The organism is Parabacteroides sp. AM17-47 (assembly GCF_003434625.1).
GTDB lineage: Bacteria > Bacteroidota > Bacteroidia > Bacteroidales > Tannerellaceae > Parabacteroides > Parabacteroides distasonis.
Genome location: NZ_QTLI01000013.1, coordinates 22,290 through 35,955 on the forward strand (window position 1 = coordinate 22,290; position 13,666 = coordinate 35,955).

The 13,666-nt window shown below is 42.5% G+C and carries 8 protein-coding genes; 1 reads left to right on the plus strand and 7 read right to left on the minus strand.

All coding sequences use genetic code 11. From position 1 onward, the window contains the following. The first annotated feature begins 79 nt into the window (after window positions 1-79). Entirely contained in the window at window positions 80-2,896 is a 2,817-nt protein-coding gene (locus DW205_RS11840; RefSeq protein WP_005867015.1) for an NPCBM/NEW2 domain-containing protein, read from the plus strand. Between the two features lie 57 nt (window positions 2,897-2,953). Here DW205_RS11840 and DW205_RS11845 read toward each other — a convergent pair whose 3' ends face one another. From DW205_RS11845 to DW205_RS11875, 7 genes are all read right to left on the minus strand, one after another. Then, window positions 2,954-3,337, minus strand: coding sequence for a hypothetical protein (locus DW205_RS11845; protein WP_005861419.1), 384 nt, complete (start codon window positions 3,335-3,337; stop codon window positions 2,954-2,956). Window positions 3,338-3,458: 121 nt separating this feature from the next. Continuing rightward, window positions 3,459-4,637: a glycoside hydrolase family 172 protein gene (locus tag DW205_RS11850; protein ID WP_005867007.1), complete on the minus strand. Its 1,179-nt coding sequence runs from the start codon at window positions 4,635-4,637 to the stop codon at window positions 3,459-3,461. 33 nt (window positions 4,638-4,670) lie between these two features. Then, entirely contained in the window at window positions 4,671-6,086 is a 1,416-nt protein-coding gene (locus tag DW205_RS11855) for a glycoside hydrolase family 140 protein (protein ID WP_005867006.1), read from the minus strand. Window positions 6,087-6,103: 17 nt separating this feature from the next. Next, window positions 6,104-7,444, minus strand: a complete 1,341-nt coding sequence (locus DW205_RS11860) for a glycoside hydrolase family 28 protein (protein WP_005867005.1) — start codon at window positions 7,442-7,444, stop codon at window positions 6,104-6,106. Window positions 7,445-7,555: 111 nt separating this feature from the next. After that, window positions 7,556-9,145 carry a RagB/SusD family nutrient uptake outer membrane protein gene (locus DW205_RS11865; protein WP_005867004.1) on the minus strand — a complete coding sequence of 530 codons (1,590 nt, stop codon included), beginning with the start codon at window positions 9,143-9,145 and terminating at the stop codon, window positions 7,556-7,558. Between the two features lie 12 nt (window positions 9,146-9,157). Beyond that, window positions 9,158-12,334: a TonB-dependent receptor gene (locus DW205_RS11870; RefSeq protein WP_229105758.1), complete on the minus strand. Its 3,177-nt coding sequence runs from the start codon at window positions 12,332-12,334 to the stop codon at window positions 9,158-9,160. A gap of 281 nt (window positions 12,335-12,615) precedes the next feature. Next, window positions 12,616-13,626 carry a FecR family protein gene (locus DW205_RS11875; RefSeq protein WP_034530525.1) on the minus strand — a complete coding sequence of 337 codons (1,011 nt, stop codon included), beginning with the start codon at window positions 13,624-13,626 and terminating at the stop codon, window positions 12,616-12,618. Window positions 13,627-13,666: the final 40 nt, after the last annotated feature.

Sequence of the window (13,666 nt, forward strand, 5' to 3'; positions counted from 1 at the left end):
AATAAGGTGTTTCAAAAGAAGTCTTTTTGAAGCACCTTATTTTTATCATTGATAACACCCTCTTTTATCACTGGATTTTATGAATAAACTTATCTTTACAGCTATCCTTTCGGGATTTGCCGGCCTCTACGCCATGGGGCAGAACGAGATCCGGCTTATGGACATGGACCTAAATAAATCCTACCAAACTTACGGTGGCGCCGTCAAAGGGAAATCAGTTACCAACGAGCCCGCCTCTATACAAGGAAAAACGTATGATGACGTGATCGGGGTACAAGCCAAAAGTCATATCAAGATCGATTTACACAAGAATGCGTCACGCTTTCAAGCGCAGGTCGGGATCGCCGACTCACATATCGATTATACGGATAAAAGCCTCACGGTTATCCCTTTTGTTGACGGAACGAAAATGTATTTCGATACCCGAAAAAACGCCAAGACATTTGTTGGTTTAGAAGGTAAAGACGGAAAAGTACATCCGGGCTCGGCCTTATTTATCTTGAAAGGAGATGACAAGGAGCTTTATAACAGCGGTATCGTCAAATTTGGCGATGCCCCGAAAACAATCGATATCCCCCTAAATGGCATAAAGATATTGGATCTTATTGTAGAGCCTACCGACGATGGACCTAGCGGAGATCATGCCTTATGGATCACGCCCCAAATAGAGTATATGGAGATCATCCCCTCGATCGTCTTCACGAGCTATCAAGGGAAAGGGCCGGAAGTATCATCCGGTACGGAGAAGAAATTACTTGATAAAATCAAGCAATTACCCCAACAAGGGCTTCCTTTGGAAAACACCTCTTTCGACTGGCTTTTACAACCCTCACGATCAAAAGCCGGCATATATGCGACTCCAGATGGCAAAAGCATCTTATTGTCAAACGGAATGGTAGCGCGTATGTTCCGTGTCTTACCCAATCTTTCCACTCTCGATATCTTTAACCGGATGACCGGAGAAAGTATGCTTCGTGCCGTAAGTAGCGAAGGTAGTTTGACGATTGACGGGAAACGTTGGGAACTTGGCGGGCTGGCCGGCCAGCCCGAGCGCGGATACTTCCAAATGGAATGGGTCGACCAGATGACTACTCGCCCCGGTTCTTTTCTCATTGAGGATTTCCGCATAGAAGAGCTACAGGAAGATATCAAATGGGCCAGAAGCCGCTGGGCACTGAATAAGAACGTACCCACAGGGAAAAGACTGACTTTCGTATTGAAAGGAGAGAAAGAAACAGAAGGTGTCACCGTAGAACTCCATTACGACTTATACGATCACATCCCGGTTATCCGGAAAAGTATGGAGGTTACCAACAATACCCCGCAGTCCATAGATATCGATGCCTTTCAATTGGAATATCTGGCATTCGCCGAACCGGAGTCGCCCGGCGGTGGAGATCCCTCTAAATTCAGGCTCCCGAACATACATGTAGAAAGCGATTATGCTTGTGGCGGAGAGTTTACCGAGCGGGAAACCGATATCACGGAGAAATGGGTGGCCGATCCGGAATATACCTCCCAACGCAATTATCCTTTGCTAACGCCCTGTATATTAAATGTATCCCCCAAGCTAGGTCCTGATTATACCCTAGCGGCGGGCCAGAAATTCAAATCCTTTAGCGTATACGAGATGCCGTTCGACAGCGATGATCGGGAACGGAAGGGTTTGTTTAAACGACGCTTACATTATACGGTAGCTCCATGGGCTACGGAGAATCCGATCTTCATGCACCTTACCTCTTCCGATCCGGATGTTATTCGTACCGCTATCGATCAATGCGCTACCGTTGGATACGAGATGGTTATCATCAGCTTTGGATCCGGATTGAACGCCGAGGATATCTCAGAAGAAAATATCGCCAAATATAAATCTTTGGTGGATTACGCCCGCAACAAAGGTGTAGAGTTAGGGTGTTACTCCCTCTTATCAAGCCGTTGGATCAGCGACGAGGTAGATGTTATCAATCCCAAGACAGGTAAACGAGGGGGGATGCGCTTCGGTAGCGCTCCCTGCCTTTGCAGCGATTGGGGATATGAGTATTTCCATCATATACGAACCTTCTTCGAGCATACGGGCATGCGTTGCTTCGAGCACGACGGCTCCTATCCCGGCGACGTATGTGCATCTACCCACCATACCTATCATAAAGGGCTGGAAGATTCCCAATGGAATCAGTTCCATAAGATAACCGATCTCTATCGTTGGATGTGCGAGAATGGCATTTATATCAATGTTCCCGATTTCTATTTCTTGAACGGGTCTACCAAGACAGGCATTGGTTACCGTGAAGCCAACTGGTCGCTTCCCCGGGATCGGCAGATCATCCATGCCCGCCAATTGAATTATGATGGTACATGGGATCGGATGGCTTCGGCATGCTGGAGCTTTGTTCCTCTCGTGGAGTATCAAGGAGGAGGAGAGGCCGCTACCTTGGAGCCCCTCCACGAACACTTGTTCGAATACAAAACACATATGATGCAAAATTACGGAGCTGGTGTCCAAGCTTGCTATCGAGGCCCACGTCTGTATGATACCCCGGAGACCCAAGCGGCCGTAACCGAGGTCATTCAATGGTATAAGAAATACCGCGATATACTCAACAGCGATATGATCCATTTACGCCGACCGGACGCACGAGACTGGGACGGGTTCATACACGTCAATCCCCACAAGAAGGAGAAAGGTCTAGCCATGTTCTTCAATCCGACCCATCAAGAGATCACCCGTACGATCCATATCCCACTCTATTATACCGGCCTGACACAAACAGCCCGCATCCGGGAAAAAGAGCAAAAGCCTGTCACCTACAAACTGAACCGGGACTATACGGTGGAGCTTACGGTTAAAATCCCCGCCAACGGATATACTTGGTATGTGGTTGAAGCAGCCGATTAGAACTAAAATGGCCGGGATAATCGCTACCCCGGCCATTTTATCTATCTATAGACTTCTTTATCTACGTCCGTTACCTAGATGTTTTCTGCCATGTTTATTCCCTTTAGGCTGCTGTTTCTCCAGATATTGTTTGTATTGTTCCTCCGTCAATATCTTTTTCATCTGGGCGTTCTTATCCTCACGCATGGCCAACATCTTTTCCCGTTGCTTCTCACGCTCAGCCTTCATCGCCTCACGTTCTTTCTGAGCCTTTTCCATATACTCTTTTTGAAGTTTACGGAACTCCACCGCTTGTTTCTCATCTAACTTCAAGTCGGCGATCATCTTCTCGCAACGTGCGGACGGATCCATCTTACGCTTGTCCATACGCCTGTTCTCACGAGCGAACACAGAAGTAGAACTCAACAATACAACCAAACACAATCCTATTACCTTTTTCATAAACTACTACTTATTACTTTTATTATAAATTACCTGTTTATGAAGCGCTTCGAAAGAATAGACATCGATAAAAAGGAAAGGTTTAATCGGAAATAACATTTAACATTTTACCACAGGCCATTTACCATCTCGGAATCTCCAAATCATCCTTACTGGGCAATGCCGGGAATTTAGCGTGTGGTTCCACCTGATACCAGAAAGTAGTCGATGAGATATCCGACTTTTGATTATTATACCTACCGTCGTGCCGCCAACCCAAATCTTGAATTGTAACCTTCAGATCCTTTTCAAAACGAACCGGGTCCAAGATATGCCAGCGATACAAGCCGAACGCCGTAACAGCCCGATATAGGCCATCCGGACGGATCACTTGGTGCATTCCCGCATAAGGAGTGGTGAATTCTTGGTATTGATGTGTTTTCTGATTCTCGAAGTTATACGAACCGCAGAAATAATCCTCCGTACCTGTTCCACAGATTGTCGGGTATTCCTTGTCGCCATCCATATAGAACTTGATCTCTCCTTCACCCCACCAACAGTTATCATTGACACGCCAAGCTAAATAAGTTCCGACATATTGTCCCTTTCCCTTGATTCCATCCACCAACGTATGGATAGAGCCTTGTGTCGGGTTGGAACGGCGGAACTGCGCATGGAAATATCCCTCATCCTCCGGCACTTCCGTCAAGGTATAATTAATCTGGTAATACAAACGCATCTCTTCCGCATTATTAATATTCTCCAACGTTATGCGTGCTTTCTTACGGAACGGCATCTTCCAGTAGCAATTGAAAGCGCTCCCGGGATTTACACAGACCGCCAACGAGGAAAGTTGGGCATACTCATTAAAAGCACTGGCGAAGAAATCCCCGACCGGACATTCAACCGAAGGCTCTTTCTCGTCGTCCCAATACATACGGAGTATCGAGAATCGCCAGTTGCCAGTGGGAGTCATCCATATCTGCTGGATAGCCCCCGGGCCATCAATCTCCGCGATAGTAACTGTCTCCCCCGGTTTCACGATAATAAAAGGATTTACTTTCCAGCCTTTCCCCAAATCTTTCGCTGGGCCAGTTGCATTCGCCTTATTCCGGACATCCTTATCTCTCACGGGATCAGCCATCGCTCCTTTCCCTTTCTCCCCCGTAAAATTCTCCGGACTGATCGAACGACTCTGCGCATTCGACAAACGAGAAAGGTTTCCCATATTCATATCCAACCCGTTAAAAGGATACTGCTGGGCATTCGCCCAAAAACTTAACAGCAAAAAGGCTAACAGTAAAACATTGATCTTCTTCATAATGACTTTTATTATTTAAAATTTATACATCGTCTACCTATCATCCGCCTCCAAAATTAAGATCCAATCATTTCCCCTCTCTCCCGCTTCTCCGGGCGCATTGAATGTACGAATTCCCTTATTCTCGACCGCTCCGATCAAAGTTCTCGCCCCATTCCTCGGATTGAACCAATAAGCTTTACCAAAAGATCGCAATTTACTCATTTGTATTCTTACATCCTGCCCTTGACTCAAATAAACTAAAATAAAAGTCTTATCTTTTGCTAAAACTGGAGTGATATAACTTGCGTCATTGTAATTAATTCCAAACAAAACGGATAGATCCGGACGGAAACGATCTAACGGATACATCGTAAACAAAGACTTTACATAGCGCATACATTCGGCTCCCGGCCTATCCAACGCACCATCCCAAAACGTGAGGCATGGTACATGATATTTACCTCCGGGCTTATACATTTGCCAAATAGCGTTATTCCCATATGTATATCCGGCAGCTCCAGACAAATAAGTCCAATAAGCCTGCATACGAATATCATAGTCATCGTAAATTCCATCCGTAAAATAAGTCGTATCCTTAATCAACCCGTTATCACCTATTATGTCCTCCTTTTTCTTCCCGAATTTAGCATAATCAAAATATTCCCAGAAACGAACCGGTATGTCCTCGTATGAAGGTTCCGCATTTACAAACGGTTTAATCGGACTCAATTGAGCATACATACCCGAAAAACGATATACCGGATCCATCCGGCGGTAATGTCCGCTTTGGAGAATATTGAATGATAGCCAAGACTCATTGTGGAACCAATAATGCGAGGAAATCTCTCCTGTCGGATGATAGGACATTAGTTGTGTTCCTCCATTTCCTTCTTGAATTCCTTTCGCCATAGACTGCCAGATTTCAAACTCCTTATCTGTAACTACATTTCTATCGCCACCAAGAATCCATATTACAGCTTCGTTTTTATACCGGGTTCCCAGTATTTTCCCGTACGTATACGCATTATCTGGGTTAAGCAAAGCCGGATTTCCGTCTTTCTCTACCACATTACTCGCCCAAGTAGGTAAAAGCCCAATATACAGTCCTCGTTTTCCAGCCTCTCGAATCACGAAATCCACCAACTCAAAGTATCCTTCCGTGATTTGGGTAGGATTCTTATCAACCAAGGGCAAATATCCGTACACATTCGGTTTATCCAAACCATCCAGTTCAGATAAGATAACAGCCTGTATTACCGTAAAGCCCTTTTCTTGCCGGTTATCCAGATAATGAACGATCTCCTCCTTATCCAATACATGAAATAACTCCCAAGCCGTATCCCCCAGCCATAAAAAGGCACCGCCCTCTTTCTTATAAATAATAGGATCGTTCGGACGGACGATCAAATCTTGAGCCAAACAACCCAATACACAAAAAGCTAGACAAAACAAAAGATATTTTCGCATACTAATTCTTTTTAAGATTAAAAACTTACATTATAAATCTCCACGGACCCCACATTATCGAAGCATGAGGCTGGGCTAACTTTCCCACTCTCACAAACTAATCGAACATTCCGTAAAATCACTCGATCTAAATTATGAAGGTAAAGCCCCCAGCAAGGGAGCGCACGATAATCTGTCAATGGCTTCGAGGGAGTACGTCCTACTATTTCTTGACCTTTATTTCCAACATACGATAAGGAAACATCCGAAAGCCGGACATCTTTCAAACTACTATCTCCCCAACTCTCTACCGAGGCGGCCGCTTTCATTAAACGTGTACCTCTTATATGCTCCAAACAGATCCGCTCTCCCCGGTTCCCCTCATTCAATGTGACTAGAAACGGATTATCCAATTGATCAAAAGAACAGCTAGATATCAATATATCCTTTACTTCCCCAAACGCTGGAAACCATGCGCCCGGTTGGAGCAATATACCAGAAAGCATATTCCTACGTTTTTGCTCACCGGAAGTCCGATGTGGATATTTTCCCGGACCTCTAAATTCACAATCAACGATCTTTAAACCAGTAGCCGGCATTATCAACCTTATCCCATTGCACGATGAGTTCATATAACAATTCTCTATTACCACATTCTTCCATAGCCCACCCGCAACAGCATCATCACCCGTATTAAAACGGCAATTTCGGATACGGATATCTTTTCCGCCACGAATATGAATCCCATCCCATCCTTCCTCCACTAAAAGATTATCGAAAGAAGCCCTTTCAATATCATAACTCATAAAAGCATAGTTCGACGCTCTTCGTAGTTTAACTCCCGATATCTTAATCCCTTTCGATCTCGACAAAAAGAGAATATGAGGGCCTCTCATCCCTTCTTCACCTTTTTTATCTTGAATATGGGCACCATCGATTACCCCCTCTCCTGTAATTGACACATCTTCAACTTGATCTCCTAAAAGCAATGCCTTGTTCCAATTCCGGGGTTTTACTTTATAATAAGCCTCATCTTGATTAAGATCGGATATAGAACGGTACTTTTCCAAATTATTTATGCCTTTCACTACGGCATTACTTTCTAAGAATAAGTTTACTTTACTTTTCAGCAGAATACTTCCTGTCAAAAACGTTCCCTCCGGAATGATAACCGTTCCTCCCCCTCTCAAGGAACAATCTTCTATTGTCCTGTTGATGAACTGGGTATTGTCTGTTATTCCATCTCCTTTAGCTCCAAAATCCACGATATTATAGGTGCTATCATCATTTGAGGCCCAACCTATCCGCATAAAGAGCATAAACAATACAAAGAGACACACCCGAAAGACTCTTACTTTCGACACATCTATCATCTTCATTATTCAATAAGATTTAATATGATCATAAAGGAATAAAAAAAGAATAGGATTAGCGATCCCAAGAGAACCATCCTATTCCTTTTCTTTGATGAACTTTTCAACAAGTTATATCTACTCGTTCTCGTAACCTATGCTTTGTGTCATATTCGGATTATTCTCCATTTCAACCTTGGGTATCGGGAAATACAAATCTTTCGCATCATAATGCGGATTACCAACACGTGTCTTTCCATACCAACGGCTAATCTCCTCATCCAAGACCTTCCAGCGGCAAACATCTTGCCAATGTTGTACGCCCTCACCGCAGAACTCCATGAAACGTTCCTCCCGAATCGCATCTCTCAAAGCTTCTCCACTAGCCGTTATATCATGGGAACTATCTCCATTATAAGCTCTTCTTCTTACCAGATTCATATAGTTCCGGGCATTTACCTCATCTCCCGTAGCCTGACAAGCTTCCGCATACATCAAATATACATCCGCCAAACGCATCAAATACATATTAATACCAACCCCTAAATTCAACTCATTCACCGTACTTTTCAACGGATTGTATTTTCGCATGCTCCAACCTTGAATGTCAGCCTCCGTATCCTTATATTTCAGAACCTGCGTCTGCTGTCCATTCATAATAACAGGAGTTCCCGGACGCAAAGCGGCGATATCCAAACGAGGATCTCCATTAAAACGTTTAATATTCGCATCATGAAAGAAAATATTACCCCAACCGGCCGCCTCAACATCTCCACTTGCGTTCTGGAAACATAAGGCAGCGATCAATCCATATTGAGAACCTTCTCCATACCAAAAATATCCGGAAGTATCCCCATTACGGAAATTAATCTCTAAGATCGATTCTCTATTAAATTTCTCCTGATCCTCATTAAACATCTTCGCATATTCATTGAAAGGGAGCAATTCTTTTCCGGAAGAATCAATAACCTCTTTCAACGCTTTCTTTGCCGCATCATAATTACCCATATACAAATTCGCTTGCCCGATGTAACTAGTAACGGCAACAGAGGTTGGACGTGGATAGTCCGCCCGCTCTTCCCATACAGCAGGTAGCAAAAGTTTGGCTGCCTCATAATCTTTCAAGATCTGATCGTAAACCTCGGCCACCGTGCTACGTTCTATATTTAGCATATCCGGAGTCGATGCTACCTGTAAACGAACTGGTACACCTTTTCTATCGCCCTCCCCGTTGCAAGGATATCCCTCTCCAAAAAACGCTACTAACTGTTGGTGTGCCCAACCTCTCCAAAACAAAGCTTCTCCCTTCATCTGCGAAAGCCTTACTAAATCCGCATCTGTAAACTTCTCCTTGTCGATTCTTTCCAATTGCTCCAATACGGTATTCGCACAAGAAATCATTTTATAATAACCAATCCATAACGTCCCAATGTAAGCATTATCAGAAGTCACTTGATTGGTCGCCAACTGGTTCCAGTTGGCGTCACCAGTCCAAGCCATATCTACCGTATGATCCACACAGAATGTCCCTTTCGCCATAACCCTCTTTCCATACAAAGGCACAGCGACCATATTTGCATAAACTGATGTTACGATAGTCTCCATATCCGCCATAGATTTAGGGTAGACACTTGGAGATAACGCACTGGGATTTGATAAATCCAGAAAACTATCCGAACAACTATTAAAAGTTAACGCAGCAGCTAATAATATAACTAATTTCTTCATCTTCCTATTAATTTAGAGGGTTAAACTTAAACCGCCCATAATGGTGCGGGTGGATGGAGCCCGTTTCACAGAATACATATTTCGTTCCAAATATCCACCACCCAATTCAGGATCTCCTTGAAACTTTGTGATAATAAATAAATTATCGCAATTAATATAAAACTTCAAACCTTCTATCTTCAAATGAGAAAGTATTGATTTCGGTAAATTATAGCCGAAATGTAAATTCTTCAATTTAAAGAAAGAACCATCCTCCACAAAATAAGAGGAGACATTCTTGAAGTTTCCATTCGGGTCCTCTTTCGTTACTCGAGGATGTGAAGTAGCCCGGTTCGTCGGACTCCACGCCTCATATACCTTATAAGTCGTATTATAGTCGCCATAGAAACTTCTTTCATAAAGCTTAGCGCTATTAAAGACATCAACACCTGCGTTTCCTAACCAGCCCATACTTAAATCAAAGCCTTTCCATGACAAATTTATATTCAATCCATACATCAAATCCGGCCAAGGATTACCGATATATGTCTTATCCTCATTCGTCACCTTTCCGTCTCCATTTAAATCCTTATATTTCAAATCACCCGGAGCCGTACCTGCTTGTTGGTACAATCCATCCGGAGATTGAGCGTTTAAGGCATCGATTTCCGCTTGGTCTTGAATAATACCATCCACGACATATCCATACATCTGTCCCATCGGTTGTCCATTTTCCGTACGATAAATAGAACTATTCAAAGCCGCATCGCTTCCAGCCCAAATGATCGGATTCACTTGGTCACTTAACTTTACCACTTTGTTCTTGTTGGTAGACAACGTAAAAGCCACGTCATACCTGAAATCTTTATAGGAATCCCTCCATTGAACCATCCATTCGAAACCTCTATTGCTTATCTTTCCGATATTAGCCCGATAAGAAGAAGTCTCGCTAAATGGTTCCGAAGAAGGTCCGGCAGAAGGTGGCACACCTACTGAATATAACATATCGGAAGTTTTCTTATCATAATACTCGATTGTCGTATTCAAGCGATTATCCAGAAAACTTGCGTCAACACCTATATTCCATTGGGCCACGTCTTCCCATTTAATCGTAGCATTCGCAACATTTGAATACCAGAATCCTCTCTGCGTATTTTGCCCATCATATGAATAATATAGATAATTATTCGTAAAAGAAGGTTCATACAAGAATTGAGGAATTGTATTGTTACCAATTTTACCATAACTTCCTCTCAATTTCAACTGAGACATCCATGTTATATTATCCTTTACGAAGCTCTCTTTTCCCACATTCCAACCGACAGAAGCAGAAGGAAACACACCAAACCGATTCTCTGGACCAAAGTTATCATAACCATCCCGACGAATACTAGCCTCTAGCAAATACCTGTCATCATAAGCATAGTTTACACGAGCGAACTGGGATAAACTACGACCTTCCGTTTTCGTTCCGGATACATCTTTATCTCCCGTACCTAAACTAATATCATCCGAAGGCTGAACCAAAAAGCCGTTTTTCCAACCACCTGCCGAAGAAGCCGTCGCCCGATAAGCCTCGTAGCCAACCATACCTTTTACATAGTGTTTCTCCCCAAAAGTATGGTCATAGGTCAATGTATATAACATACGTAAATCATAACCGGAGCCATAATCTTTCGAGTAATAATCCTGTTGAGATAAAGATCCCAAATTCCATGACTCTAAGAACAAATTATTCGCATGGGAGTCAAAATTGGCAGAGAAATTCGCTTGGAATTTTAAATCATTGATAATCTCCCAATCCAAAATCGCATTTGCCCGGGCCCAAAACCTACGTTCATTCTCATGATGAGACATTAGTGTAGCCACATGATTAGGTCCCTCGTAGTAACCACCTGCCGGATGTTTTCCCCAACCTCCACCAGCTTCGTTGGTATTATCATAAGGCACCATCGTAGGAACTTGGCGGTAATAAACATAATCATTATTCGTCTGCCCATACAAATGGGGATCCGTATTATTAAAACCAACAGTCAGGATCTCGGAAAATTTCACGCGTTTACTTATATTTGTCTGGCTAGCCACACGGAAATTACCCGCATCCTCAAATGAATAACGTTCGATAAACTGATTCTTGTAGAACTCCGCAGACATATTAAATGTAGTTTTCTCATTACCACCCGTCATCTGTAAAAAATAGTTTTGCCTAAAAGCATTACGCCAAACCAGATCTTCCCAGTCTGTATCTGGTAGCGAAGCGGGATTATCCCAGCCGGAATTGGGATTATTAGGGAAGCCTGCCGCCAATTTCCGGTCAATAAAGTCTACGGTATGCAGCATATCCGGCAAATCGATCGGAGTCTCTATTCCAAAGTTTACTCTCGCATTAATAGAAAGTTTCCCTATCTTTCCCTTTTTAGTGGTAACAAGGATCACACCTCCTGCTCCCCGGGCACCATAAATAGCAGTCGAAGCCGCATCCTTCAAGATCTCGATAGATTCTATATCATTAAAATTAGGAGCGCTACCCGGCACTCCATCCACGATCCACAACGGATCTGCGCCATTGATAGAAGCCGCTCCACGAATGATAATATTCCCATTGGAAACATTGACACCTGCCACACGGCCTTGAATAACATGCGACACATCCATATTTAAATCATTAAAATCATCCGTCTTAATAGAAGCCACAGATCCCGTTACATTCGACTTCTTCTGCACGCCATAACCAACAACGACTACCTCATCCAGTTTTTGAGTATCTTCCTTCAAGTTTATCATTAAACTTGATTTTCCGTTCACAGCTACATCTTGAGTATTAAACCCAATATACGAGACCTGTAAAATACCGCTATCATTTATATTTAATGAGAAATTTCCCGAAATATCCGTTACCGTTCCATTCGTAGTCCCTTTCTCAACAACATTCGCTCCGATAATCGGTTCACCGTTACTATCCACGACAGTACCAGATATCAGCTTTACATTACCGGCAGTCTTTAAAGTTACGACAATTGAATGGCCTGTCATCGTATATTGCAAGTCCCTTTGATGCAATACGTCATCCAACAAACGCTGAATCGGCTGATTCGTCACGTTTAAAGTTACCTCTTTCTTTCCTTCCACTATAGCATCCCGATAAGAGAATATATATGTGGTTTGCTTCTCTACAGCCTCAAAAAATTGCTTTAATGTAGCATTCTTCATGGAAAGAGTGACACTTCCTGTCTGAGCTAATACCAAAATAGGATTAAAAAACAGAAATAGAGCCAAAAAAATTATATAGCTACATTGATTTTTTCTACTTTTGAACATATATTATTTTTTTAAATTGATACAATCCGTTTTATGGCTTGATCGCCATTCTCGTAAATGGAGTATTAATTGGGGAACCGGAAAATCTCGACCATTTTTCGGTTCCGTTTTTATTATGAAGAATCTTGTCGCATAAGAACTGATTTAAGGTTATACATTTTATTTTCACTCGCTCAAGGATGTATAAAGATATCATCTCCTCGTATATCATATGTAAAGTCATAATGCCTCTCTAAAAGGTCCATTACCTCTACGATATATTCACTATCAAAATTTCCGGTAAATAAGTCATTCGCTAAAGAAAAATCATTCAAATGGATATTCACGCCATATCTACGCTCTAGTTTGGCCAAGACATCACTTAATTTCGTTGATCGAAAAACGAGGTCTCCTCTTAACCACGCCGTTTCAAATCGATTATCTGTTTTCTCCACGGTTATAATACCCGATTCTTTATTGAACAATGCTTTTTCATTTGGTTTTAGATAAACGACACGAGAAGGGTCTGAACAAGTCTGTATCTTGATCCGTCCCGATATCAAGGCCATTTCCATGACATTCTCCCGCTCATACGAATACACATTAAAACTTGTGCCCAACACTTCTATATCCAGATATTCAGTATGTACCACGAAAGGTTTATCCTCATTCCGAGTCACCTCAAAATAGGCCTCTCCCTCTAAATTGACCTGTCGAAGCTCTCGACCGAAATCGTGAGTGTAACTTAAGCTCGATTCCGCATTTAGTTTTACTTGTGTTCCATCCGGTAAAGTCACCCCCGATCTTTCCCCTCTATCGGCATGAACCACTAAATTGCCAATGCTACCCTTCTGATCGACTGGATTGAAATATAAATAACCAGACAATATACTTAATAAAGGTATTAATAGTATTGCGGCGATACGAGCCAGTTTCCTAAACACCATAACGAATCGTTCTTTTCTCGTTCGATTTTGAATCTCACTGAACATATCTCGTATGATTCTCTCATCAACCTCTTCAAAGGGTCGCCCATTTTCCCATAAATGAGACAATGACAGCGATAATTCATCATCATCAGACAAATTAACCAAAAGCCGTAGTGTTTTCAACTCTTCCGTAGAGATCGTATGATCCATGTACTTTGAGAGCAAATAATATGTATGTGATTCCTGCATAATATCCTTTTTATAAGGTATACACATGAGCCGTTAATTTATAACATGCCTTTTTAGATGTTATAAA

What these genes read in the sequence shown, in the direction of transcription:
- DW205_RS11850 (WP_005867007.1), bottom strand. Translation starts at nt 4,637, where the DNA reads ATGAAGAAGATCAATGTTTTACTGTTAGCCTTTTTGCTGTTAAGTTTT.
- DW205_RS11845 (WP_005861419.1), bottom strand. Translation starts at nt 3,337, where the DNA reads ATGAAAAAGGTAATAGGATTGTGTTTGGTTGTATTGTTGAGTTCTACT.
- DW205_RS11855 (WP_005867006.1), bottom strand. Translation starts at nt 6,086, where the DNA reads ATGCGAAAATATCTTTTGTTTTGTCTAGCTTTTTGTGTATTGGGTTGT.
- DW205_RS11865 (WP_005867004.1), bottom strand. Translation starts at nt 9,145, where the DNA reads ATGAAGAAATTAGTTATATTATTAGCTGCTGCGTTAACTTTTAATAGT.
- DW205_RS11870 (WP_229105758.1), bottom strand. Translation starts at nt 12,334, where the DNA reads ATGAAGAATGCTACATTAAAGCAATTTTTTGAGGCTGTAGAGAAGCAA.
- DW205_RS11860 (WP_005867005.1), bottom strand. Translation starts at nt 7,444, where the DNA reads ATGAAGATGATAGATGTGTCGAAAGTAAGAGTCTTTCGGGTGTGTCTC.
- DW205_RS11840 (WP_005867015.1), top strand. Translation starts at nt 80, where the DNA reads ATGAATAAACTTATCTTTACAGCTATCCTTTCGGGATTTGCCGGCCTC.
- DW205_RS11875 (WP_034530525.1), bottom strand. Translation starts at nt 13,626, where the DNA reads ATGTGTATACCTTATAAAAAGGATATTATGCAGGAATCACATACATAT.